23 protein-coding genes are annotated in these 22364 nt (G+C 66.8%); 11 read left to right on the forward strand and 12 right to left on the reverse strand.

Features of this window, described 5'->3' with window-relative positions:
* The coding region (locus ACK4ZD_RS06870; protein ID WP_409659935.1) for an Imm72 family immunity protein at nucleotides 1-962 on the forward strand (962 nt) is incomplete at its 5' end.
* A 222-nt stretch (nucleotides 963-1184) separates the two neighbouring features.
* On the forward strand, nucleotides 1185-3056 hold the full coding sequence (gene htpG / locus ACK4ZD_RS06875; RefSeq protein ID WP_409659936.1) for a molecular chaperone HtpG: 1872 nt from the start codon (nucleotides 1185-1187) through the stop codon (nucleotides 3054-3056).
* A 4-nt stretch (nucleotides 3057-3060) separates the two neighbouring features.
* Here the strand turns inward: htpG and ACK4ZD_RS06880 are convergent, their stop codons facing one another.
* The 3 genes from ACK4ZD_RS06880 to ACK4ZD_RS06890 form a co-directional block, all read right to left on the reverse strand.
* Nucleotides 3061-4065: a serine/threonine protein kinase gene (locus ACK4ZD_RS06880; RefSeq protein WP_409659938.1), complete on the reverse strand. Its 1005-nt coding sequence runs from the start codon at nucleotides 4063-4065 to the stop codon at nucleotides 3061-3063.
* Between the two features lie 28 nt (nucleotides 4066-4093).
* Nucleotides 4094-4864 carry a DUF2726 domain-containing protein gene (locus ACK4ZD_RS06885; RefSeq protein WP_409659940.1) on the reverse strand — a complete coding sequence of 257 codons (771 nt, stop codon included), beginning with the start codon at nucleotides 4862-4864 and terminating at the stop codon, nucleotides 4094-4096.
* 148 nt (nucleotides 4865-5012) lie between these two features.
* Nucleotides 5013-5759, reverse strand: coding sequence for a GNAT family N-acetyltransferase (locus ACK4ZD_RS06890; RefSeq protein ID WP_409659942.1), 747 nt, complete (start codon nucleotides 5757-5759; stop codon nucleotides 5013-5015).
* Between the two features lie 400 nt (nucleotides 5760-6159).
* Here ACK4ZD_RS06890 and rplM point away from each other — a divergent pair, with 400 nt between their 5' ends.
* From rplM to erpA, 6 genes are all read left to right on the forward strand, one after another.
* Entirely contained in the window at nucleotides 6160-6588 is a 429-nt protein-coding gene (gene rplM, locus ACK4ZD_RS06895) for a 50S ribosomal protein L13 (protein ID WP_019561105.1), read from the forward strand.
* Between the two features lie 9 nt (nucleotides 6589-6597).
* Nucleotides 6598-6990: a 30S ribosomal protein S9 gene (gene rpsI / locus ACK4ZD_RS06900; RefSeq protein ID WP_409659944.1), complete on the forward strand. Its 393-nt coding sequence runs from the start codon at nucleotides 6598-6600 to the stop codon at nucleotides 6988-6990.
* A gap of 138 nt (nucleotides 6991-7128) precedes the next feature.
* Nucleotides 7129-8181, forward strand: coding sequence for an N-acetyl-gamma-glutamyl-phosphate reductase (argC, locus tag ACK4ZD_RS06905; protein WP_409659946.1), 1053 nt, complete (start codon nucleotides 7129-7131; stop codon nucleotides 8179-8181).
* A gap of 22 nt (nucleotides 8182-8203) precedes the next feature.
* On the forward strand, nucleotides 8204-8911 hold the full coding sequence (locus tag ACK4ZD_RS06910; RefSeq protein ID WP_409659948.1) for a DUF6776 family protein: 708 nt from the start codon (nucleotides 8204-8206) through the stop codon (nucleotides 8909-8911).
* A 144-nt stretch (nucleotides 8912-9055) separates the two neighbouring features.
* Nucleotides 9056-9481, forward strand: a complete 426-nt coding sequence (locus tag ACK4ZD_RS06915) for a polymer-forming cytoskeletal protein (protein WP_409659950.1) — start codon at nucleotides 9056-9058, stop codon at nucleotides 9479-9481.
* A 38-nt stretch (nucleotides 9482-9519) separates the two neighbouring features.
* Entirely contained in the window at nucleotides 9520-9885 is a 366-nt protein-coding gene (gene erpA / locus ACK4ZD_RS06920; RefSeq protein ID WP_409659952.1) for an iron-sulfur cluster insertion protein ErpA, read from the forward strand.
* 80 nt (nucleotides 9886-9965) lie between these two features.
* Here erpA and ACK4ZD_RS06925 read toward each other — a convergent pair whose 3' ends face one another.
* On the reverse strand, nucleotides 9966-11078 hold the full coding sequence (locus ACK4ZD_RS06925) for an anhydro-N-acetylmuramic acid kinase (protein WP_409659953.1): 1113 nt from the start codon (nucleotides 11076-11078) through the stop codon (nucleotides 9966-9968).
* Nucleotides 11079-11100: 22 nt separating this feature from the next.
* Nucleotides 11101-12474, reverse strand: a complete 1374-nt coding sequence (locus tag ACK4ZD_RS06930; RefSeq protein ID WP_409659955.1) for a M23 family metallopeptidase — start codon at nucleotides 12472-12474, stop codon at nucleotides 11101-11103.
* Between the two features lie 295 nt (nucleotides 12475-12769).
* Here ACK4ZD_RS06930 and tyrS point away from each other — a divergent pair, with 295 nt between their 5' ends.
* The 3 genes from tyrS to dtd are packed head-to-tail and all read left to right on the forward strand — an operon-like array spanning nucleotide 12770 to nucleotide 15304.
* Nucleotides 12770-13948 (forward strand): tyrosine--tRNA ligase, encoded by a 1179-nt coding sequence (gene tyrS, locus ACK4ZD_RS06935; RefSeq protein WP_409660047.1) that lies wholly within the window; start codon nucleotides 12770-12772, stop codon nucleotides 13946-13948.
* A gap of 22 nt (nucleotides 13949-13970) precedes the next feature.
* Complete coding sequence (locus ACK4ZD_RS06940; RefSeq protein ID WP_409659957.1) at nucleotides 13971-14864, forward strand: cation diffusion facilitator family transporter; 894 nt, start codon at nucleotides 13971-13973, stop codon at nucleotides 14862-14864.
* The gene (gene dtd / locus ACK4ZD_RS06945; protein WP_409659958.1) at nucleotides 14864-15304 is read left to right on the forward strand and encodes a D-aminoacyl-tRNA deacylase; all 441 of its coding nucleotides are present in this window, start codon (nucleotides 14864-14866) and stop codon (nucleotides 15302-15304) included. Before ACK4ZD_RS06940 ends, dtd begins: the two co-directional genes overlap by 1 nt.
* A gap of 67 nt (nucleotides 15305-15371) precedes the next feature.
* Here the strand turns inward: dtd and ACK4ZD_RS06950 are convergent, their stop codons facing one another.
* The 7 genes from ACK4ZD_RS06950 to ACK4ZD_RS06980 form a co-directional block, all read right to left on the reverse strand.
* Nucleotides 15372-16346, reverse strand: coding sequence for a tripartite tricarboxylate transporter substrate-binding protein (locus tag ACK4ZD_RS06950; protein WP_409659961.1), 975 nt, complete (start codon nucleotides 16344-16346; stop codon nucleotides 15372-15374).
* 147 nt (nucleotides 16347-16493) lie between these two features.
* A complete protein-coding gene (locus tag ACK4ZD_RS06955; protein ID WP_409659963.1) occupies nucleotides 16494-17765 on the reverse strand; it encodes a phenylacetate--CoA ligase family protein in 1272 nt (423 codons plus the stop codon).
* On the reverse strand, nucleotides 17762-18055 hold the full coding sequence (locus ACK4ZD_RS06960; RefSeq protein WP_409659965.1) for a hypothetical protein: 294 nt from the start codon (nucleotides 18053-18055) through the stop codon (nucleotides 17762-17764). Before ACK4ZD_RS06960 ends, ACK4ZD_RS06955 begins: the two co-directional genes overlap by 4 nt.
* Before the next feature lie 4 nt (nucleotides 18056-18059).
* Nucleotides 18060-18866, reverse strand: a complete 807-nt coding sequence (locus ACK4ZD_RS06965) for an ABC transporter ATP-binding protein (protein WP_409659966.1) — start codon at nucleotides 18864-18866, stop codon at nucleotides 18060-18062.
* A 67-nt stretch (nucleotides 18867-18933) separates the two neighbouring features.
* Entirely contained in the window at nucleotides 18934-20271 is a 1338-nt protein-coding gene (locus ACK4ZD_RS06970) for an ABC transporter substrate-binding protein (RefSeq protein ID WP_409659968.1), read from the reverse strand.
* Nucleotides 20272-20343: 72 nt separating this feature from the next.
* On the reverse strand, nucleotides 20344-21408 hold the full coding sequence (locus ACK4ZD_RS06975; protein WP_409659970.1) for a branched-chain amino acid ABC transporter permease: 1065 nt from the start codon (nucleotides 21406-21408) through the stop codon (nucleotides 20344-20346).
* Nucleotides 21409-21425: 17 nt separating this feature from the next.
* A complete protein-coding gene (locus ACK4ZD_RS06980) occupies nucleotides 21426-22355 on the reverse strand; it encodes a branched-chain amino acid ABC transporter permease (RefSeq protein ID WP_409659972.1) in 930 nt (309 codons plus the stop codon).
* Between the last annotated feature and the right edge of the window lie 9 nt (nucleotides 22356-22364).

Genomic DNA, 22364 nt, shown 5'->3' on the forward strand with positions numbered 1-22364 from the left:
CAGCCGACGATGCGGACATCGACGAGTTCAATCAGGACGCCACCAAGAGCATCCTCACCGGCCGCATCGGCTTCGAGAAAGGGCTGGCCCGGCTGAAGAAGGGCGACCGGTCGGTGTGGCGCGGCAACTATGACCGCAGTTTTGCGGCCTGGGGGGCCCTGCAGCAAGCGTCCTACGAGATCGACTTCATCCGCAAGATCATGGACCCGGTGGAGTACGTTTTCGACTGGATGAAGAACAAGGAGGAGGTGATTGCTGCTGCGGCGGCCTTGAAGGACATGCGATTCGGGCAGGAGTCGGTGATGGAGCGGCTGGAAGAAAACGTTGCGCCCGGGTCACCCTGGAATGCGCTGGCCACCTTCCACCCGGTGTACCAGTTGCCGATGAACGACCCCAAGCACCTGAACTTCCCTGCTCAGTTGCCCGAAGTGCCCGCTCCCACGGACCTCACCGTGAACACCGGCGAGGAGGTGCCTGTTGATGGCATCTATGAGCCCGAATGGGGCGAACCCGTGCAGCCCGACCCCGGACTGTGGGCGCGCATGCAGGCGGCCCTGGGCATGCGCCCCAGCCTGTTCGAACCCGCCCCCCAGCCCCTGGTTCGCCGCCGGCACATCGGCTGCATGAACTACCTGGTGGCGCACACGGTGGCGCCCACCTATCGGGATGAGGAACGAGACAAGCCCTGGCCGGTGACGTGGCGGCTGATCTGGAAGGACGAGCGCTACCTCGACGGCACGATCCCCGAGGAAGAAGCGCAGTACATGGCCGCGGTGGAACCGGCGGCCAATGAACGGCCTGCTTCGACCCCCGCCGGCCAGCCCTGCCCGCGCACGGGCTGGTGGTTCACCCCCGCCAAGGCCGGCAGCCGCCGGCACTTCCAGGCCGGCCAGATCATGCCCGACTTGCACGCCGACTACGGCTTGACCCTCTGGCAGTGGGATGAGCAGCAGGGGGATTGAGCCGCCGTTCTTTTCTTTTGAGTCACTCCGCCCGGCCAATGAGTCATCACCTCCCTGGAGGGCCGGGCCCTGGCCCCTGCAGGCTCGGCCTGCGGGGGCATTTTTTTGGGTTCGGATCCTACGGGTCTTGAAATCGCCTCAACCGCCCCCAGATAAAAGGGTCGCTTGGGCGCGGAATTGCTTTGCGCCCTTCTTCCTCTCACCTGACGCCGTGACGCCGCCATGGACAAAAAAACCCTCTCGTTCCAAGCCGAAGTCAAGCAGCTGCTCCACCTCGTCACCCACTCGCTGTACTCCAACAAGGAAATCTTCCTGCGTGAGCTGATTTCCAACGCCTCGGACGCCTGCGACAAGTTGCGCTTCGAAGCCTTGAACCACAACGAGCTCTACGAGGACCAGCCCAACCTCGAGATCCGTGTGAGCTTCGACAAGGCCGCGCGCACCCTCACCATCAGCGACAACGGCATCGGCATGAGCGCCGAAGAGGCCATCGCCCATCTCGGCACCATTGCCAAGAGCGGCACCCGTGAGTTCATGGACCGGCTCTCGGGCGACCAGCAGAAAGACGCCCAGCTCATCGGCCAGTTCGGTGTGGGCTTCTACAGCGGCTACATCGTGGCCGACCGCATCACCGTGGAATCCCGCCGCGCGGGCCTGAAGCCCGAAGAGGGCGTTCGCTGGAGCAGCGAGGGGACCGGCGACTTCGAGGTCGAGACCATCACCCGCGCCCAGCGCGGCACCGACGTCATCTTGCATTTGCGTGAGAGCGAGACCGATTTTCTCAGCCGCTGGCGCCTGAAGTCCATCATCGGGAAGTATTCCGACCACATCTCCTTGCCCATTCTGATGCGCAAGGAGGAGTGGGACAAAGACAAGGGCGAGTACGTCCTGAAGGACGAGTGGGAGACAGTGAACCAGGCCGCGGCCCTGTGGACGCGGGCCAAGGGCGACATCACCGAAGAGCAGTACCACGAGTTCTACAAGCAGATCAGCTACGACACCCAGGCGCCGCTGGCCTACACCCACAACCGCGTCGAGGGCCGCACCGAATACACCCAGCTGCTCTACATCCCGGCCAAGGCCCCCTTCGACCTATGGAACCGCGACAAGCGCGGTGGCGTGAAGCTCTATGTCAAGCGCGTCTTCATCATGGACGACGCTGAGGCGCTGATGCCCGTCTATCTGCGCTTCGTCAAGGGCGTGGTGGACAGCGCCGACTTGCCGCTCAACGTCTCGCGCGAACTGCTGCAGGAAAGCCGCGACGTCAAGGCCATCCGCGAGGGGTGCACCAAGCGTGTGCTGTCCATGCTGGAGGATCTGGCCGAGAACCACCCGGACAAGTACGCGACCTTCTGGCGCGAGTTCGGCGCCGTGCTCAAGGAAGGACTGGGCGAGGACAACGCCAACCGCGAGCGCCTGGCCAAGCTGCTGCGCTTTGCCTCCACCCAGGCCGAAGAGGGCATGGTGTCGCTGGCCGACTACGTCTCGCGCATGAAGGCGGGCCAGGAGGCCATCTACTACCTCACTGCCGACACCCTGGCCGCGGCCAAGAACAGCCCCCAACTCGAGATCTTCCGCAAGAAGGGGATCGAGGTGCTGCTGCTGACCGACCGTGTCGACGAGTGGATGCTCAACTACCTCTATGAGTTCGACGGCAAGCCCCTGCACAGCGTGGCCAAGGGTGCGGTCGACCTCGGTTCGCTGCAGGACGAGGACGAGAAGAAAAAGGCCGAACAGGCCGCCGAGGCCTTCAAGCCCATCGTCGAGCGCCTGAAGGAGGCCCTCAAGGACAAGGCCAAGGACGTGCGTGTCACCACCCGCCTGGTGGACTCCCCTGCCTGCCTGGTGGCCGACGAGGGCGAGATGAGCGCTCACCTGGTGCGCCTGCTCAAGCAGGCTGGCCAGAGCGCGCCGCAGACCCGCTTCATCCTCGAAATCAACACTGAGCACCCGCTCGTCCAGCGCCTCGATGGCAGCGAGCGCTTCGAGGATCTGGCCCACATCCTGTTCGACCAGGCCCTACTGGCCGAAGGCGGACAACTGGACGATCCAGCGGCCTACGTCAAGCGGGTCAACGCCTTGCTCGTCGGCTGATCCTTCACCCCGCCAGAGGCGGCTCGGCCATGGCCTCCAGCTGCTCGCGCAGCTGAACCACCTGGCCGCTCCACCAGGCCGAGCTGCCGAACCAGGGGAAGGCGGCCGGGAAGGCCGGGTCGTCCCAACGCCGCGCCAGCCAGGCGCTGAAGTGCAACTGGCGCAGCGTGCGCAAGGCCTCCACCAGGTGCAGCTCGCGCCGGTCGAAGGCCATGAAATCCTCATAGCCGGCCAGCACCTCACCGAGTTGGCGCGTCATCGCGCCGCGGTCGCCCGACAACAGCATCCACAGATCCTGAACCGCCGGGCCCATGCGTGCATCGTCCAAGTCCACGAAATGTGGGCCAGCCTCGGTCCACAGGATGTTGCCCACGTGACAGTCGCCGTGTAGGCGCAACCGGCGTACATCCCCGGCCGCATCGAAGCAGCGGCGCACACCGTCCAGCGCCGAGCGCGCGGCCGCCGTCCAGGCCGGCGCCACATCGGGCGGTACGAGGCCGTGATCGAGCAGCCAGGCCAGCGGCTCCTCGCCGAAGCTGCTCGCGTCCAGCGTGGGCCGGTGCACGAAGGGCTGCAACGCTCCCACGGCATGGATGCGGCCGATGAAACGCCCCAGCCATCGCAGGGTCCGGGCATCGTCGAGTTCGGGCGAGCGCCCGCCGCGCCGTGGGCTCACCGAGAAGCGCAGTCCCCCGAGGTGGCCCAGGGTCTGCCCGGCCGCCGCCCCCGACAGCACCAGCGGAGCCACCACGGGAACCTCGGCCTGGGCCAGTTCGCAGGCATAAGCATGTTCCTCGAGGATCTGCGCATCGTTCCAGCGCTGCGGCCGGTAGAACTTCACCACCACGCTGCCACCGTCTTCCAGATGACACAGGAACACGCGGTTTTCGTAGGAGTTGAGCTGCAGCAAGCGCCCGTCACCGCGCATCCCGGCGTGCTCCAGGGCGTCGAGCACCCGATCGGGAGTCAGGTCGGCATAGGGGTGTGCACAAGACGTGGGATCGCTCATCCCGACATGCTACGCGCTCGGCTGCCGCTCAGCGGGCAGGACCTGCCGGTGCCGGTTCGTCCACCACCACGCCGCCGATGTCGTCGTGTCGCCCGGCCGGCCGCGCGGCAGAGGCCGGGGGCAAGGGGGTGAAGCCGCTTTCGACCATGCCGTCCAGCCGGCTGTCGGGCGCGAAGAAGGAGTCCTGGGCGAACGTCGAGTCTTGCCACAGCGCGCTGCGCTGCTCGCGGCGCTGTCGCACCGTGCGCTCCAGCGTATGGCGGGCATCGTCCAGCGGCGACGGGGCGCTGGCTGCTCCGCGCGCGGCCGGCATCGACATCGGGCCGTCGTGCAGCACCAGGCGCTGCACCTCCAGCAGCGAAGGCAGGTCGTCCACCATGAAGCACAGATAGCGCACCCGACAGGCGTTGAGCACGCCCGTCTTGATGGCCGTGGCGCGCCGCGATCCGCCGCGCGCGCCCTCGATGTCGATGGCCGCGATCACCCGGCCGTTGAGATTGCAGATCGCAAAGGTGACATGCAAGTTGCCGATGAGCTGGTGCCAGTAGCCGGCACGCTCGGGCTCGCTGGCCTGGGTGAAGCGCGTCAGCGGCAGCTTCACCAGGATGGCGTGTTCAGGAAAGGCCTCACGCAACTGGCGGTACATGCGCCGCTCGTCGGCCGTGAACACCGGACGCAGCGTCAGGTGCCATTCGCGCGGCAGGGACTCGGCGCGATGCCGATGGGTGATCCACAGGCTCAACCCTGCTCCCAGCAGCACGGAACTCACCACGACGAGGATCAGGGTCAGGGATTGCATGGCCATTGCGGACAGGGCCCGCAACGTCAGGGGTGCTCGCGCTACCGCGGGCCGCCCGTGGGGCCATCACACAGGCGGCATGCTAAGGGGGCCCGGCCGGGTCGGCCATCGCCCAGTTGAGGGGCTCGGTCGCCGGCAGGGTGCCCGTTCAACTGCTGCTCGGGTGATGTGGCCCGATGTTGGCCTTCACTTCGGCCAAGGCATCCAGCCACTCGGCGAATCGGCGGGCGTGGAGCTTGAGCCGGTAGTCCATTTCGGCAGCCTGGGTCTCCAACAGCGCCTCGAAATGCGTGGCCAGCGTGTCCGGCGGCAGCTTCAGCCAGGCCTCGGACTCGCTGCCGTCGCGCACCACGGTGGCGCCAGCCTTGCGGGCGATTTTCAGCATGGCCGTGTTCTCGCTCAGGGCGTGGATGTAGAGCGTGTCGACCTGCCGGTTGCGGGCATGCATCACCGCCCGCTGGAACAGCCGGGCCCCGTAACCGCGTCCGCGGGCCGACTTCGACACCGACACCCCGAACTCGACCATGGCCGGCTGCCCGCGGATCTGCTGAGGCGCCTGGTAGGCCAGATGGGCCACCGCAATCAGCTGAAGCCGCCGATTGAAGATGCCGAACACCTCGTCGCGCTCGAAGTCGAGCTTGCGCACGTACTGTTCGATTTGAGCGTCACTGGCCGGGTAGCCGAAGCGCAGATAGCGATCCTGCTCGTCCAGGCTCAACAGGTGAGCCAGGATGCGGGGGCGGTGCCGCGGAGCCAGCGCTCGGATCGGCACCCAGCTCGCCAGCCAGGACGGCGTCGAGCTGCCCCGGGTCGGGGTCTGCGCTTCGGACGGGGGCCGGTCGTGCCGGTCCAGTCCATACTTCGGCCGGCTCAGGATGTCGCCGGGATAGCCCATGACATGCTCTCCGATAAGGGTAAACCCTAGTATGCCTCGAAATCGAGGATCTGGCCACACCCGGGCTGCCGCTGCCCAGATGTCCGTGAGGTTTTGTCCGTGAGGTTTTGTCCGTGAGGTTTTGTCCGTGAGGTTTTGTCCGTGAGGTTTTCATCTGGCCCCCACGGGGGCGCTGGAAGCGCACTCCGGGAGCCTGTATACTTGCGCGTTTTCCCGAGAACGACCCCGGGAAAAGCGCTGCCTGGGCTTGCGGCTTCTGCGGTTGACCGTGGGGGCTTCGGGCTTGGGGCGTGAGGAAGATTTGCGTTGTCTAAAGAGGGCCTAAGAGGCTGCGAATCACAAGCAGCACCGACCGCCCGCGCAGGCCTTCCAGGGTTGAACCTCACTGATCGGAACTTCCATGAAAACCTTCAGCGCCAAGCCCGCTGACGTGAAGCACGATTGGTTTGTGATCGACGCCACCGACAAGGTGCTCGGACGAGTGGCCAGCGAAGTCGCTCTGCGCCTGCGTGGCAAGCACAAGCCCATCTACACGCCCCACGTCGACACGGGCGACTACATCATCGTCGTCAACGCCGACAAGATCCGCGTCACCGGCAACAAGGCCGAAGACAAGATCTACTACCGTCACTCCGGCTATCCGGGCGGCATCTACGCCACGAAGTTCAAGGACATGCAGGCCAAGCATCCGGGCCGTGCCCTGGAGAAGGCGGTCAAGGGCATGCTGCCCAAGGGGCCCCTGGGCTACGCGATGATCAAGAAGCTGAAGGTGTATGCCGGGGCCGAGCACCCGCACACCGCCCAGCAGCCCAAGACGCTGGAAATCTAAGGAGCGGCGATGATCGGCAATTGGAACTATGGCACTGGCCGCCGCAAGTCGTCGGTGGCCCGCGTCTTCCTCAAGAAAGGCACTGGCCAGATCCTGGTCAACGGTCGCCCGGTGGACCAGTACTTCGGCCGCCAGACTTCTATCATGGTGGTCAAGCAGCCGCTGGTGCTGACCAACAATGACGGGGCCTTCGACATCAAGGTCAACGTGCATGGCGGTGGCGAGTCCGGCCAAGCCGGTGCGGTGCGCCACGGCATCACCCGCGCCCTGATCGACTACGACGCGGCCCTCAAGCCCGCGCTCAGCCAGGCTGGCTTCGTGACCCGCGATGCCCGCGAAGTCGAGCGCAAGAAGGTCGGTCTGCACGGCGCCCGTCGCCGCAAGCAGTTCAGCAAGCGCTGACACGCCCACTTTCTGCGGCCCGCGCCCGTCCCTCGAAGGGACGCGCTGCTGGCGAGGCAGTTTGCAACAAAGGCCACCCCAGGGTGGCCTTTGTGTTTGGGCTCCTACAATGGCAAATTCTTTGCGGGAGAGTGATCCATGATCAAAGTCGGCATCGTCGGAGGAACGGGTTACACCGGGGTGGAGTTGCTGCGCCTGTTGTCTCAGCACCCTCGGGTGAGCATCACGGCCATCACCTCGCGCAAGGAAGCGGGCATGCGGGTGGCCGACATGTTCCCCTCGCTGCGTGGCCGGGTAGACCTGGCTTTCACCACGCCCGACGAGGCCCGACTGACCGCATGCGACGTGGTGTTCTTCGCCACGCCCCATGGGGTGGCGATGGCGCAGGCCCGCGAGCTCTTGGCCGCGGGCGTCAAGATCATCGACCTGGCGGCCGACTTCCGCCTCAAGGACACGGCCGAGTTCGAGCGCTGGTACGGCATGCCCCATGCCTGCCCGGACCTCCTGGCCGAGGCGGTCTACGGTCTGCCCGAACTGCACCGCGAGGCCATCCGCCAGGCCCGCATCGTGGGCAACCCGGGTTGCTACCCCACCAGCGTCCAGCTCGGCTTTGCGCCGCTGCTCAAGACCCCGGGCCTGGTCGATGCGGCCCACCTGATCGCCAACTGCGCCTCGGGCGTGTCGGGCGCGGGCCGCAAGGCCGAGGTTCATACCTTGCTGGCCGAAGCGTCCGACAACTTCAAGGCTTACGGCGTCAGGGGCCACCGTCACGGCCCCGAGATCAACCAGCAGTTGCGTGTGATCGCCGGCGTGCCTCCAGGGTCTGCCGAGGTGCACTGCGTGTTCGTGCCGCATCTGATCCCGGCCATTCGCGGCATCCACGCCACGCTCTACGCCCGCCTCACGCCCGCCGGCCAGCAGACCGACCTGCAGGCCCTGTTCGAGGACCACTATCGCCACGAACCCTTCGTGGACGTGATGCCGGCCGGTTCGGCACCCGAGACCCGTTCGGTGCGCGCCTCCAATGTCGTGCGCATCGCGGTGCACAAGCCCGCGCCCGATTTGGCCATGGTGCTGGTGGTGGAAGACAATCTCACCAAAGGCGCCTCGGGTCAGGCCGTGCAGTGCATGAACCTGATGTGCGGTCTGGACGAAACCACCGGCCTGCTGCAAGTGCCGGTGCTGCCCTGAGCCGCGTCGCCGGAGGCTGCGCGTGCGCTGGAAGCTGATCAGGCGGCGGCTGTCGGTCAGTGCCCCGCGCATGATCGTGCGCAGCCATCTGCCCTGGCCGCTGCGCTGGGCCGCCCTGGCACTGATGCTGGGCTTTTCCGGCGCGATCGCGCTGTGGGCCTTCGAGTTCGGCAAGGACATTGCCGGGCTGGACAGGGTCGAGCGCGCTGAGCTGGCGCGCCTGCAGGCCGAACTGCGCCAGTTGCGTGAGGAGCGCGACCAGGCCCAGTCGATTGCCAACACGGCCGAGAGCCTGCTGAAGATGGAGCGTGCCGCCCAGGAACGTCTGGTCGAGCAGATGCGGCAGCTCGAAGCCGAGAACCTTGCCTTGCAGGACGACCTGGGGTTTTTCGAGCGTTTGTTGCCGGCCACGAGCGGGCCGCTGGCCTTGCGGGGACTGCAGGCCGAGGTCGCCCAGCCCGGGCAGATGCGTTACCAATTGCTCATCATGCAAAACGGCCGCGCCCAGCCCGAATTCCGCGGACACTATGAGATCCGGCTCGTGGGCACGCTCGACGGCCGGCCGTGGAACCAGACCCGGGCGGATGGAGCGCGTCCCGTGGCTGTAAAACATTACAAACGTGTGCAGGGCGTCATCGACTTTCCCCCGACGGCCGTGGTACAACAACTCGAAGTCCGCGTGACCGATGCCGACGGCACGGTGCGGGCTCAGCAGACGCTCAAGCTCTGAGCCGCGGCGCCGCCGGAAGCTGCTTTCGGCGGCCTTGCAGGCCGCAGCCACACCAGAGCCGGGCGGGACATCGACATTCGCACGAGCGACCCAGGCTGCGCCTTGCCGCTGACGCCTCGGGGAGCCACCACGTTGGAGAGCACCATGTTCGGACGCAAGAAGCAGCCCCCCATCCGCACCCTCATCGGCGAGGGCACCCGTATCGAAGGGCGCGTGGCTTTCGCCGAGGGCTTGCGTATCGACGGCGAGGTGCTGGGCGACGTCGTGGCCCAGGGCGAGGCGCCGAGCGTGCTGGTCGTCAGCGAGAAAGCCCGGGTCCGTGGCAAGGTCAAGGCCGGCCATGTCATCATCAATGGCACCGTTGAAGGCCCCGTGGAGGCCGAGGATCTGCTGGAACTGCAGCCGCGGGCTCGCATCTTCGGGTCGGTGCGTTACGAGTCTCTGGAGATGCACCAGGGGGCCACGATCGACGGGGAGTTGCACCCGCTCAAGGGCGATGCGCCCGGGCTGGCCGCCGAGTCGGCCGGCAGCGGATCTGTTGCGTTGAAGCTGGCGTCCAATAACGGATAATCCCGCCATCGGCCCAAGATGGGCCCCCAGGAGTTTGCATGAGTGCCGCCCTTGAATCCCCCACCGCCGAGATGCCCGCCCCGCTGATCTTCACCGACAGCGCCGCCGACAAGGTCAAGCAGCTCGTCGACGAGGAAGGCAATCCCGACCTGAAGCTGCGCGTGTTCGTGCAGGGGGGTGGCTGCTCGGGCTTCCAGTATGGCTTCACCTTCGACGAAGTCGTCAACGAAGACGACACCCAGATGCAGAAGAACGGTGTCACCCTGCTGATCGACGCGATGAGCCTGCAGTATCTCGTGGGCGCCGAGATCGACTACAAAGAAGACTTGCAAGGCGCTCAGTTCGTGATCAAGAACCCGAATGCCACGACCACCTGCGGCTGCGGTTCGAGCTTTTCGGTCTGAGGGCCCTGCGGGGTCTGAGGTGCCGCACGGCGCGCCTGCGTTGGAGGAGCGGATCGAATGGCCTGGGGTCGGAAACAGGCTCAGGCGTGATGCACGGCGCCCAGCACGCGCGGGCCCGCTGCCCCGGTGACGGCGGGCAGGTTGCCCGGGCGGCCTCGCAGGCGCGCACGGGCCAGCCAGGCGAAGGCGGCGGCCTCCACCTGTAGCGGGGGCAGGCCGCGTTGGCCGGAGTCCAGCACCGCCACCCCGGGCAGCCGCGCGCGCAACCGTTCGAGCAGGTCGGTGTTGAACGCTCCACCGCCGCAGACGATCAGCTCCCGCGTGGCCGGGGCATGTCGCTGCAGGTGGGTGGCGGCGCAGGCGGCCGTGAACTCGCATAGCGTGGCCTGCACGTCCATCGGCGCGCTGCCCGGTAGCAGGTCGAGCCGGGCTTGCAGCCAGTCGGCATGGAAGAGGTCGCGCCCGGTGCTCTTGGGCGGAGGCAGAGCGAGCCAGGGTTCGGCCTCCAGGGCCTGGAGGAGTCCAGGGAGCACCCGGCCCTGAGCCGACCAGCGGCCCTGCGCGTCATACGGCTGTCCGAGATGGCGCTGGCACCACAGATCCAGCAGCACATTGCCCGGACCGCAGTCGAAGCCGCGCACCTCGCCGTGCGGGCCGAGCAGGCTGAGGTTGGCGATGCCACCCAGGTTGAGCACAGCCACCCAGACGCCGGGCCGGGCGAAACAGGCGGCATGGAAGGCCGGCACCAGCGGAGCACCCTGGCCCCCGGCGGCCACGTCGCGGCTGCGCAGATCGGCCACCACGTCCACGCCGGTGAGTTCGGCCAGCAAGGCGGCGTTGAGCAGCTGAAGGGTGTAGCCCTGTCCATCGAATTCGCCGGGGCGGTGGCGCACCGTCTGCCCGTGGGCTCCGAGGGCTCGCACGGGACCGGCGTCGCTGGGCAGCGAGGCTCGAAGGCGCTGCACCACGTCGGCATAGGCCCGGGCAAGGGCGTTGCCTGCGAGGGCGGCGCGATGCAATTCGTTGTCGCCCGGCGTATTCAACGCCAGCAGCTCCTGGCGCAGCGTCTCGTCGAAGGGGCAACAGGCATGGGCGAGCACCCGGGGGCTGCCGTCCTCGCCAAAAGTGGCGGCCACGCCGTCCACGCCGTCCAGCGAGGTGCCGGACATCAGGCCGATGTAGAGCTCGCTCATGTGCCCTCCATCGGGCCTGGAATCATTCAGCCTGAGCGAACTGCTGCTGCGAGGCCAGGGCGAGCTGGTTCCGGAAGGCCAGGGCCTGGGCCTGAAACTGCACGCGCGAGGCCGGGGCGATCGAGAAGGCCTCGGAGCTGCGGGCCACGCGCAGCGGATCCACATGCTGGCCGTTCTCGCGGATCTCGAAGTGCAGGTGCGGGCCGGTGGCCCAGCCGGTGGCGCCCACGGCGCCGATGTGTTGGCCCTGCTCGACGCGCTGGCCCTGGCGCACGTTCATGCGGCTCAGGTGGGCATAGACGGTGACGCGACCCCCGGTGTGGCGGATGAAGACCACGTTGCCGTAGCCGTTTTGCCAGCCGGCGAACTCGACGACGCCATCGGCCACGGTGCGCACGGGGGTGCCCGTGGGGGCGGCGTAATCCACCCCCAGGTGGCGGCGCCAGGTCTTCAGGATGGGGTGGAAGCGCATCGCGAAGCCCGAGGACACCCGCGAGAATTCCATCGGCGAGGCCAAGAAGGCGCGGCGCAGGCTTTCGCCTCGTCGGTCGAAGTAGGCCGCTTTGCCCAGCACCGGATCGCGGAACCAGTAGGCCTCGTGCACCCGGCCGGCGTTGGTGAACTGGGCGGCCAGCACGCGCCCGGCCGCCTGGTTCCAGGTGATGGGTTCACCGTCGGCTTCGAGGGACTCGAAGACCACGGCGAAAAAGTCGCCACGGCGCAGGTCGCGCCGGAAGTCGATCTCGTTGGCGAAGATCTCCGCCATCTGGATGGTGATGGTGTCGGGGATCTGCGAGGCCGCGGTGGCCGCCCACAGTGAGCTTTCGATGGTGCCGCTGCGCAGGGCCACCTGGGCCTTGAGTTCGGCCTGCTCGACCCGGGCGGTGAAGCCTGCGGCTTCCCGCTCGATCGTCAGGCGGGTGAAATGGGTGGCGAACTGCTCGGTCTTTTCGGCCGGGTAACGGGCGACGAGCTGATGCAGCTGCCCCGAGGGGCCCACCTGGACTTGCACCATCTTGCCCGCCCGGCCTTGCATCAAGCGGCGGGCGACAGGGTCGTTGCGCAGGAAGGCCGCTGCCTGGGCATCGGTGACGTTCAGCCGTGCCAGCAAGGTGTCGATGGTGTCGGTGCTGCGGGTGAGATCGTTGCGGGTGAGCTGCAACTCGAACTCACCGAGGGCCTCGATCTGGGCCTGCCAGTCGGGCGGCTCGACTTGCTCGGCGATCAGACGCTTGGGCAGGTCGGCAGCATCCGGGGCGAGCGGCGCCACGCCGAAGGCCGTGACGGCCGAGCCGAACAGGGCGGCCAGCACGACACCGGCCAGACTGCGGTGATGACGATGCGCCCACGAGGCGGCGCGGCGCGCTTCGCGCTCCCAAGACTCCAACAACTTCACGGATCTTCTGATGACTTGAGGAGCGACACGCCGCACCGGTCGAACCGGCCCGGGGCCCCGCCCGCGAGTTGAACCACCCCTGGCGTTCCGGCAGAGGGCTTGGCCGCTCCACTAGAATCCAAGGCGCCTGCCAGGGGCTGCTTATGAAGCGTTGCAGTATATCAACCGCCTCTTGCTCCAACCCTCTGAAATAACCCGTATGTCCACCTCCTTGGCTCAGTCTTCCGCCTCGGGCAGCCCCTCCTCGTCAAGCCCGTCGCCGCGCTACCCCGTGACTGACAAAGTGCGCGCCGCGATGAACATTTCGTTACGAGGTTGCGAGGAATTGTTGCCGCAGGAAGACTGGCTGAACAAACTGGCTCGTTCTGAAGCAACTGGCGTGCCACTGCGCATCAAGCTCGGCCTGGACCCGACGGCGCCGGACATCCATCTGGGCCACACCGTGGTGCTGAACAAGATGCGCCAGCTCCAGGATCTGGGTCACACGGTGATCTTCCTGATCGGCGACTTCACTTCGATGATCGGCGACCCGTCCGGGCGCAACTCCACCCGTCCGCCGCTGACGGCCGAGCAGATCAAGGCCAATGCCGAGACCTACTACCGCCAGGCCAGTCTGGTGCTCGACCCCGAGAAGACCGAGATCCGCTACAACTCGGAATGGAGCGATGCGCTGGGGGCACGCGGCATGATCCAGTTGGCGGCCAAGTACACGGTGGCGCGCATGATGGAGCGCAACGACTTCCACGACCGCTTCAAGGCCGGCACACCGATCTCGGTGCATGAGTTCCTCTACCCGTTGATGCAGGGCTATGACTCGGTGGCGCTCAGGAGCGACCTGGAGCTGGGCGGCACCGATCAGAAGTTCAACCTGTTGATGGGCCGCCACCTGCAGCAAGAGTACGGCCAGGAGCCACAGTGCATCCTGACCATGCCGCTGCTGGAGGGCCTGGACGGTGTCGAGAAGATGTCGAAGTCCAAGGGCAACTACATCGGCATCACCGAGCCGGCCAACGCGATGTTCGGCAAGCTCATGTCCATCAGCGACACGCTGATGTGGAAGTACTTCACGTTGCTGAGCTTTCGCAGCGAGGCCGAGATCGCCGCACTGAAGGCCGAGGTCGAGGCCGGGCGCAATCCGCGCGACGCCAAGGTGATGCTGGCCAAGGAAATCACCACCCGCTTCCACAGCGCCGCCGCGGCCGATGCGGCCGAGCAGGACTTTGTCAACCGGTCCAAGGGGGGCATTCCCGAGGACATTCCCGAGGTGCAGCTTGGCGGGGCGCCGCTTGGCATTGGAACCTTGCTCAAGCAGGCGGGGCTGGCACCGTCGACGAGCGAGGCGCTGCGCCTGATCGAGCAGGGTGGGGTGCGCATCGATGGCGCCGTGGTGTCCGACAAAGCCCTGAAGGTCCAGGCGGGCCGCTTCGTCGTGCAGGTGGGCAAGCGCAGGTTTGCGCGTGTGACGCTCTCTTGAGCCTCAGGCGTAGGCCGCTGCGATGAAGGTTGCCCGCTACCTGCAGTGGTCGGTCGTTGCGGCACTGGCGACGATCGCGTTGAAGACGGCGGCTTGGGGGCTCACCGGATCGGTGGGCCTGCTGTCCGATGCGATGGAGTCCTTCGTCAACCTTGCCGCGGCCGTTTTCGCGTTGGCGATGGTGACGGTCGCCCACGCCCCGGCCGACGACGAACACCCCTTCGGGCATGGCAAGGCGGAGTATTTCTCCAGCGGCTTCGAGGGCTTGCTGATCCTGGGGGCGGCCCTGGCCATCATCTGGGCGGCGCTGCAGCGCCTGATGGCTCCCCAGCCGCTGGAGGCCCTGGGGCTGGGCGTGGCGCTGTCGGTGCTCAGCTCGGCGATCAATGGCGGCGTGGCCTGGATGCTGCTGCGTGCCGCTCGCGAGCACGACTCGATCGCGCTGGAAGCCGACGGCCGCCATCTGATGACCGATGTCTGGACGTCCATCGGTGTGGCAGGCGGGGTGCTGCTGGTGCCGCTGACGGGCTGGTGGTGGCTGGATCCGCTGCTGGCCATGGCGGTGGCGCTGAACATCACGCGCGAGGCCTGGGGCCTGCTGCGCCGATCGATCGACGGGCTGATGGACCGGGCGCTGGGCGAATCCGAGCAGGCGGTGATCCAGCGGGTGCTGGCGGAGCTGGCCAGCGAGGAGGTCCGCTTCGATCACCTGCGCACGCGGCGGGCGGCGCGTCACAAGTTCTGCGAGTTCCACATGCATGCGCCCGGGCGCTGGAGCTTGTCGCTGGCGGCGGCCCGGCGGGCCGAGGTCGAACGCGCGTTGACCGAGGCGGTGCCGGGCCTGAAGGTGACGATCGAGTTGCTGCCGCAGTCGGTGGAGCCGGTGGGGCTGCACGAAGCGGCGAGGGGGGCCTGATGCTGGCGCTGGTGCAGCGTGTGCGCGAAGCTCGTGTGGAGGTGGCCGGTGACGTGGTGGGTGCGATCGGCCGCGGCCTGCTGGTGCTGGTGTGCGCGCAGCCTCAGGACACTGAGATCCAGGCCGCGCGCTTGGTGGACAAGCTGCTCAAGTTGCGCATCTTCGGCGATGAGACCGGCAAGATGAACCGCAGTGTGGTGGACGTCGGAGGGGGACTGCTCATCGTCTCGCAGTTCACCTTGGCGGCGGACGTGTCGGGCGGCAACCGGCCCAGCTTCACCGGCGCTGCGCCGGCCGGGCAGGGGCGGGCGCTGTACGAGCAGGTTCTGGCCTGCGCCCGCGCACGCCACACCCCGGTGGCGGCCGGCGTCTTCGGTGCAGACATGCAGGTGCACCTGGTCAACGACGGGCCGGTGACGATCCCCTTGACGGTGGGCTGAGCCCTGGCGCACAGCACAACGGCCCGCCGAGGCGGGCCGTGGGTTCAGACCATGAGCGGCGGGGCGTTCAGTCGGCGTACTGACCGGCGGCCTTGATGACCGGGCCCCACTTGTTGATCTCGGACTCGACGAACTTTTTGTGCTCGGCGGGGTTGACGCGGTTGTCGGTGACGACCACGGCCCCCAGGGCGGCTTGGCGCTTGATGAACTCGGGATCCTTCAGCGCTTCTTTGAGCGCGGCGTTCAGTTTGTCGAGAACCGGCTTGGGCGTGCCCTTGGGGGCGTACAGGCCGTGCCAGATGCTCACGTTGAAGCCCTTCAGGCCGGATTCATCCAGCGTGGGCAGGTTGCGCAGCTCGGGCGTGTTCAGACGTTGCAGCGAGGTGACGGCATAGGCCTTGACCTTGCCCGCGGCGATCTGCGGCGTGGTGTTGGTGGTCTGGTCGCACATGATGTCGACCTGGCCGCCGATCAGGTCGGTCATGGCCGGGCCGGTGCCCTTGTAGGGCACGGTGGTCATGTCGGCCTTGAGCTGCGACATGAAGAGCAGGCCGCACAGGTGCGAGGCCGCGCCCAGGCCGGCGTTGGCCAGGTTGACCTTGCCCTTGTTCTCGTTGATCCACTTGACCAGTTCGGCGTAGTTGTTGGGCGGCAGGTTGGGGCGGCCCAGCAGGGTCATCGGCACTTCGTTGATCAGGCCGAGGTATTCGAAGTCTTCCAGCGGCTTGAACTGCAGGTTGCGGTACAGGGCCGGCGAGGTGGAGATGCCGATGTGCCACAGCAGCAGCGTGTAGCCGTCTGGGTTGGCCTTGGCTACGCGCGTGCCGCCTAGCGTGCCGCCGGCACCGGCGACGTTCTCGACGATGATGTTGCCACCCAGGGGTTTGCGCATCGCCTCGGCCAGGTCGCGAGCGACCTTGTCGGTCGGGCCGCCGGCGGCAAAGGGCACCACGAAGGTGACGGGCTTGCTGCCGGGGAAGTCCTGGGCAGCGACGCCGCTCATGGCAAGGGCCGCGGTGGCGGCCAGCAACAGGCGTTTCATGGCTTGATCTCCTGGATGGGCGAAAGGCGGAAATGGTACAACGAGGCGATCGTAGGCTTGCGGCGCGTTCGCGCCATGACGGAAACTACGTAAGCGGGGCTGCGAGATGGCCCTGGCCCCGTGCCGCACCCGGCAGGATCAGCCGTATCAGTCGTAACGGCGGGCGTCCTCGATGAGCTTGCCGTCGTTGGGCAGACTGCCGGGAGGCACCACGACGACATCCCCGCGCAGCTTGGTGACCTCGCGGATCGATTCGGCCACCCGCTCGGCCAGCCCTTCGGGCGCCCGGGCGCATTCGACGTGCAGGCGCATGCGGTCCTGCGCCATCTCACCCTCCACCACCAGGCGCACCCGCCCCAGCTCGGGATGACGGCGGGCGATCTCGGCCACCTGGCCCGGGTGCACGAACATGCCGCGCACCTTGGTGGTCTGGTCGGCCCGCCCGAGCCAGCCCCGGATGCGAGTGTGGGTGCGGCCGGTGGGGCAGCGCCCTGGCAGCACGGCCGAGAGGTCGCCTGTGCCAAAGCGGATCAGCGGGTAGTCGGGGTTGAGGGTGGTGACCACCACCTCGCCGACCTCTCCGTCGGCCACGGGGTCGCCGGTGCCGGGGCGCACGATCTCGACGATGACGCCTTCGTCGAGCACCAGGCCCTCGCGCGCAGCCGTCTCGTAGGCGATGAGCCCCAGGTCGGCCGTGGCATAGCACTGATAGCCCTCGATGCCTTGATCACGCAGGTGCTCGCGCAAGGCCGCGGGAAAGGCCTCGCCCGACACGAGGGCCTTGCGCAGGCTGGGCAGGCTCAGGCCGGTCTCGCGTGCCCGGTCGATCAGGATCTTCAGGAAGCTGGGGGTGCCGGCGTAGCCTTGGGGGCGCAGCTCGGCCATGGCCTGCAGTTGCAGCTCGGTGTTGCCCACGCCGCCAGGGAAGACCGTGCAGCCCAGGGCATGGGCGCCAGTCTCCATCATCGAACCGGCCGGGGTGAGGTGGTAGCTGAAGCTGCAGTGTACGAGGTCGCCGCGCCGGAAGCCCGCGGCAAACAGCGCGCGGCCCATGCGCCAGTAATCGGTCGCCTCGCCCTCGGGCTCGTAGATGGGCCCCGGGGACTGGAACACCCGGCGTGCGCCGGCGCCGCCGGCCATGCCGCGCCAGCCGATGGTGGCGAAGCCGCCGAAGACGTCATGGCTGCGCTGGGTCTTTTGGCGCTCGAGCAGCTCGTGCTTGCGCGTCACGGGCAGCCGGGCCAGGGCTTCGCGGCTCGTGACCGAGCGGGCGTCGATGCCCTCGAGGATCTGGGCAAAGGCCGGCGAGCGGGCCTGGGCATGAGCCACCTGGCGAGGCAGTGCGGCCATCAGAGCGGCTTCGCGCTCGGCCGGATCGCGGGTTTCCAGCGCGTCAAAGAACTCGGGCGTGGCACTCATTCCTCACTCCATTGGGCCAGGCGGCGCTTGACTTCGTCGATGAAGCTACGCACCTCGGCGGCGTTCTTCAGTTGTCGTGTCTCCCATTCGGGGCTGCGTGCCGGTCGTTTGGCGATGCGGATGTGCACGTGGTCGCCAAGGGCCGACAACTGCAACACCGGCAGGCCCTGCAGCTCGAAGCCTTCGCCGCGCTCGACCAGCGGCCGCAGCTCGCGCAGGCTGCGCTTGAGCTGGACCAGCGCCGCATCGGGCTTGAAAGGAGGCGGCGCGAAAAAGCTGTCGTCGCTCATGTCGTCAGGCCAGCCAGCGCTTGCGGCGCTTGTAGCTCTTCACGTCGCGGAAGCTCTTGCGATCACCGCCGCCCATGCCGAGGTAGAACTCCTTGACGTCCTCGTTCTCGGCCAGGGCCTTGGCCTCGCCGTCCATCACGATGCGGCCGTTCTCGAGGATGTAGCCGTAATCGGCATAGCGCAGCGCCATGTTGGTGTTCTGCTCGGCCAGCAGGAAGGTCGTGCCCTCCTTGGTGTTGAGGTCTTTCACGATCTCGAAGACCTCTTCGACGATCTGCGGCGCCAGGCCCATCGAGGGCTCGTCGAGCAGCACCATCTTGGGGTTGGCCATCAGCGCGCGGCCGATCGCGCACATCTGCTGCTCGCCGCCGGAGGTGTAGGCGGCTTGCGAGTTGCGGCGGGTTTTGAGGCGGGGAAAGTAGTTGTAGACCTTCTCCAATGTGGCGTTGATCGCGGCCTTGCCGTCCTTGCGGGTGTACGCGCCGGTCAGCAGGTTTTCCTCGATGGTGAGGTGGCCGAAGCAGTGCCGGCCCTCCATCACCTGGATCACGCCGCGCTCGACCATGTCGGCAGTGGTGAGCTTTTCGATGCGCTCGCCGCGCAGCGTGATCGAGCCCTTGGTGACTTCGCCGCGCTCGCCGGCCAGCAGGTTGCTCACGGCGCGCAGCGTGGTGGTCTTGCCGGCCCCGTTGCCGCCCAGCAGCGCGACGATGCGCCCCTCGGGCACCTGCAGGGACACGCCCTTGAGCACGAGGATCACATGGTTGTAGATGACCTCGATGCCGTTGACGTTGAGTAGCGGTGTGGCCATGAAACCTGTCCTTGTCGGGTGTATGCCCCGCAGCGGGGCGAGCCACTGCGGGGGAGAGGGGTGAGGATCAGCCCTGGCAATCCGCGGGGGTGCGGCGCTGGAGCTTCTTCTCGGCGGCGTACTTGTCGGCCGCCGCCTTCACCATGGGCTTGAGGATCTGTTCGTCGGCCTGATACCAATCAGACGTGAAGTTCCACTTGGCGCCATCCCAGGTGTGGATGCGTGCCCAGGCCGACCCCATATGGTCGGTGCAGGACGTGCTGACCGGGCGCATCACACCGGCAAAGCCCAGAGCGTCGAGCTTCTTCTGGTCCAGGGCCAGGTTCTCCAGGCCCCAACGGACCTGCTCGCCGGTCATGACCTTGCCGCGGCCGTACTTCTCCTGGGCGCGCTTGACGCCTTCGACTCCGAGCATGGCCGAGATCAGGCCGCGCATGTAAAGCACCGAGCCCACCTCCTCGCGCGGGCCGGTGCCCTGGCCCTTGCCGTGCACCAGGGACAGGATGTCCTTGACGACCTTGGCATTGGGCTCGGCGCCATGCTGCATGGCCAGGCCGTTGTAGCCCTTGGCGGCGTCACCCACGTCCTTCACATCCGGCTCGGCCGCGGCCCACCATACGCCGTAGATCTTGTCGCGCGGGTAGCCGGTGGCCACCGCCTCCTTGATGGCGGTGGAGTTCATCACCCCCCATCCCCAGAGGAAAACGTAGTCCGGCCGCTGCTGGCGGATCTGCAGCCAGGCGGCCTTCTGTTCCACGCCCGGATGGGTGACGGGGATGGTCGTGAGCTCGAAGCCGTGCATCTTGGAGCGTTCCTGCAGCAGCGGGATGGGCTCCTTGCCATAGGGGCTGTCGTGGTAGACGAGCGCGATCTTCTTGCCGCGCAGCTTGTCCAGACCGCCCAGCTGCTTGCCCACGTGCTGCACCAGGATGTCGGCTGCCACCCAGTAGGTGCCCAGCAGCGGGAAGTTCCACTTGAAGACGCCGCCATCGGCCGATTCGGAACGGCCATAACCGGCCGTGATCAGCGGGATCTTGTCGATGGGAGCCTTCTCGGTCAGCGCGAAGGTGATGCCCGTGGACAGCGGCTGGAACACGGTGGCGCCGCCGTTCTTACCCTTCAGCCGCTCGTAGCATTCGACGCCGCGGTCGGTGGCGTAGCCCGTCTCGCATTCTTCCCAGCTGATCATCACGCCGTTGATGCCACCTTGGGCGTTGACGAGCTTGAGATAGTCGACGTAGCCATTGGCGAAGGGCACGCCGTTGGGAGCATAGGCGCCTGTGCGGTATACCAGCACGGGGAAGAACTGTTCTTTGGCCTGGGCCTGAGCGGCGGTGGTGGTGACCAAGGCGGTGGCACCGGCGGCGGCCAGGGTGGCGGCAAGAGCGAGCGACTTGAGTTTCATGCCTGTCTCCTAGGGGTGGATGCACTCGAGGTGCGTAAGGGTGGTTGTTGGTGAGGGAAACGTCCGGGGGACTCAGTGGGGGAAAGGCCACAAGCGCAGCTTTTCCTTGCCGATGGACCACAGCCTTGCCAGGCCGTGAGGTTCGACGATCAGGAAGAAGACGATCAGGGCGCCGAAGATCATGAACTCCAGGTGCGAGGCCAGGGCCGTGGAGATCGGCACCCCGAGCCACAGCGGCACCTGGTTGAGCAGGATGGGCAACACCACGATGAAGGCCGCACCGAAGAAGCTGCCCATGATGGAGCCCAGGCCGCCGATGATGATCATGAACAGCAACTGGAAAGAACGGTCGATGCTGAAGGCGGCCGGCTCCCAGGAGCTCAGGTGCACGAAGCCCCACAGCGCGCCGGCCACGCCCACGATGAAGGAGCTCACCGCAAAGGCCGTGAGCTTGGCGTACACCGGTCGGATGCCGATGACGCTGGCGGCGACGTCCATGTCGCGGATGGCCATCCACTCGCGTCCGATCGCGCTGCGCACCAGGTTCTTGGCCAGCAGCGCGAACACCACGACGAAGACCAGGCAGAAGAGGTACTTCTCCATCGGGGTGTCGATGCGCCAGCCCAGCACCTCGAGGTTGGACACCGACACCGAACCCGAGGCCGAGTTGTTGGTGAACCACTTGATGCGCAGGAAGGCCCAGTCGGCGAAGAACTGCGCCGCCAGCGTGGCCACGGCCAGGTACAGGCCCTTGATGCGCAGCGACGGAATGCCAAAGAGCACGCCCACCGCCGTGGCGCACACGCCGCCCATCAGCAGCGAGGCGATGAGCGGCATGCCCTCGATGCGGATCTGGAAGTTGTAGGCCGCGTAAGCGCCCACCGCCATGAAGGCGCCGGTGCCCAGGGAGATCTGGCCGCAGTAGCCCACCAGGATGTTCAGGCCCAGCGCTGCCAGCGACAAGATCAGGAAGGGGATGAGGATCGCGCGGAAGAGGTACTCCGAGGCGAACGCCGGCACCACGATGGCCGCAAAGACGAGGATCAGGCCGATGGCGATGCGGTCCTGCCGGATCGGGAAGATGGCCAGGTCTGCCGCGTAGCTGGTCTTGAACTGGCCGTTTTCACGGTAGAGCATGTTGTTCTCCCTCTCGCTCAGACGCGATCGATGATTTTCTCGCCGAACAACCCTTGGGGCCGGAACAGCAGGAAGACGAGGGCCAGCACGTAGGCGAACCAGATCTCGATGCCGCCGCCCAGAATGGGGCCGAGGTAGATCTCCGAGAGCTTCTCACCCACGCCGATGATCAGCCCGCCGATGATGGCGCCGGGCACCGAGGTCAGGCCGCCCAGGATCACCACCGGCAGGGCCTTGAGCGCCACCAGCGACAGCGAGAACTGCACGCCCAGCTTGCTGCCCCAGATGATCCCCGCCACGAGGGCGACGAAGCCGGCCACGCTCCAGACGATGACCCAGATGCGCCCGAGCGGGATGCCGATCGACTGCGCGGCCTGGTGGTCGTCGGCCACCGCGCGCAACGCACGGCCGGTGCCGGTCTTCTGGAAGAAGAGCGTGAGCGCGATCACCAAGGCGGCGGCGATGCCCGCGGCGTAGAGGTCCTCCTTGCCGATCAGCACGCCACCCTGGAAGGTGTTCTCGAAGAGGAAGAGCGGGTCCTTGGGCAGGCCGACGTCGATCTTGTAGATGTCCGATCCGAAGATCGTCTGGCCAGCGCCGTCGAGGAAGTAGGTGATGCCCAGCGTGGCCATCAGCAGCGTGATGCCCTCCTGGTTGACGAGCTTGCCCAGCACCAGCTTCTCGATGAGCCAGGCGACGATCACCATCACCGCCATGGCCAGGACGAAGGCGCCGACGTTGGCGAAGAGGCGGCTCTCGATCCCCGTCCATTGCGGAATCCATTCCGAGAAGCGCGCCATCGCCATCGCAGCAAAGAGCACCATCGCGCCCTGGGCGAAGTTGAACACGCCCGAGGCCTTGAAGATGAGCACGAAGCCCAGGGCGATGAGCGAGTACAGCATGCCGGCCATCAGGCCGCCGAACAGGGTTTCGAGGAAGAATCCCATCGCAAGTCC

Origin of the sequence: Caldimonas sp., assembly GCF_046291045.1 — a bacterium.
Taxonomy (GTDB): Bacteria; Pseudomonadota; Gammaproteobacteria; order Burkholderiales; family Burkholderiaceae_C; genus Caldimonas.

What these genes read in the sequence shown, in the direction of transcription:
- htpG (WP_409659936.1), top strand. Translation starts at nt 1,185, where the DNA reads ATGGACAAAAAAACCCTCTCGTTCCAAGCCGAAGTCAAGCAGCTGCTC.
- ACK4ZD_RS06880 (WP_409659938.1), bottom strand. Translation starts at nt 4,065, where the DNA reads ATGAGCGATCCCACGTCTTGTGCACACCCCTATGCCGACCTGACTCCC.
- ACK4ZD_RS06885 (WP_409659940.1), bottom strand. Translation starts at nt 4,864, where the DNA reads ATGCAATCCCTGACCCTGATCCTCGTCGTGGTGAGTTCCGTGCTGCTG.
- ACK4ZD_RS06890 (WP_409659942.1), bottom strand. Translation starts at nt 5,759, where the DNA reads ATGGGCTATCCCGGCGACATCCTGAGCCGGCCGAAGTATGGACTGGAC.
- rplM (WP_019561105.1), top strand. Translation starts at nt 6,160, where the DNA reads ATGAAAACCTTCAGCGCCAAGCCCGCTGACGTGAAGCACGATTGGTTT.
- rpsI (WP_409659944.1), top strand. Translation starts at nt 6,598, where the DNA reads ATGATCGGCAATTGGAACTATGGCACTGGCCGCCGCAAGTCGTCGGTG.
- argC (WP_409659946.1), top strand. Translation starts at nt 7,129, where the DNA reads ATGATCAAAGTCGGCATCGTCGGAGGAACGGGTTACACCGGGGTGGAG.
- ACK4ZD_RS06915 (WP_409659950.1), top strand. Translation starts at nt 9,056, where the DNA reads ATGTTCGGACGCAAGAAGCAGCCCCCCATCCGCACCCTCATCGGCGAG.
- erpA (WP_409659952.1), top strand. Translation starts at nt 9,520, where the DNA reads ATGAGTGCCGCCCTTGAATCCCCCACCGCCGAGATGCCCGCCCCGCTG.
- ACK4ZD_RS06925 (WP_409659953.1), bottom strand. Translation starts at nt 11,078, where the DNA reads ATGAGCGAGCTCTACATCGGCCTGATGTCCGGCACCTCGCTGGACGGC.
- tyrS (WP_409660047.1), top strand. Translation starts at nt 12,770, where the DNA reads ATGAACATTTCGTTACGAGGTTGCGAGGAATTGTTGCCGCAGGAAGAC.
- ACK4ZD_RS06940 (WP_409659957.1), top strand. Translation starts at nt 13,971, where the DNA reads ATGAAGGTTGCCCGCTACCTGCAGTGGTCGGTCGTTGCGGCACTGGCG.
- dtd (WP_409659958.1), top strand. Translation starts at nt 14,864, where the DNA reads ATGCTGGCGCTGGTGCAGCGTGTGCGCGAAGCTCGTGTGGAGGTGGCC.
- ACK4ZD_RS06950 (WP_409659961.1), bottom strand. Translation starts at nt 16,346, where the DNA reads ATGAAACGCCTGTTGCTGGCCGCCACCGCGGCCCTTGCCATGAGCGGC.
- ACK4ZD_RS06955 (WP_409659963.1), bottom strand. Translation starts at nt 17,765, where the DNA reads ATGAGTGCCACGCCCGAGTTCTTTGACGCGCTGGAAACCCGCGATCCG.
- ACK4ZD_RS06960 (WP_409659965.1), bottom strand. Translation starts at nt 18,055, where the DNA reads ATGAGCGACGACAGCTTTTTCGCGCCGCCTCCTTTCAAGCCCGATGCG.
- ACK4ZD_RS06965 (WP_409659966.1), bottom strand. Translation starts at nt 18,866, where the DNA reads ATGGCCACACCGCTACTCAACGTCAACGGCATCGAGGTCATCTACAAC.
- ACK4ZD_RS06970 (WP_409659968.1), bottom strand. Translation starts at nt 20,271, where the DNA reads ATGAAACTCAAGTCGCTCGCTCTTGCCGCCACCCTGGCCGCCGCCGGT.
- ACK4ZD_RS06975 (WP_409659970.1), bottom strand. Translation starts at nt 21,408, where the DNA reads ATGCTCTACCGTGAAAACGGCCAGTTCAAGACCAGCTACGCGGCAGAC.
- ACK4ZD_RS06980 (WP_409659972.1), bottom strand. Translation starts at nt 22,355, where the DNA reads ATGGGATTCTTCCTCGAAACCCTGTTCGGCGGCCTGATGGCCGGCATG.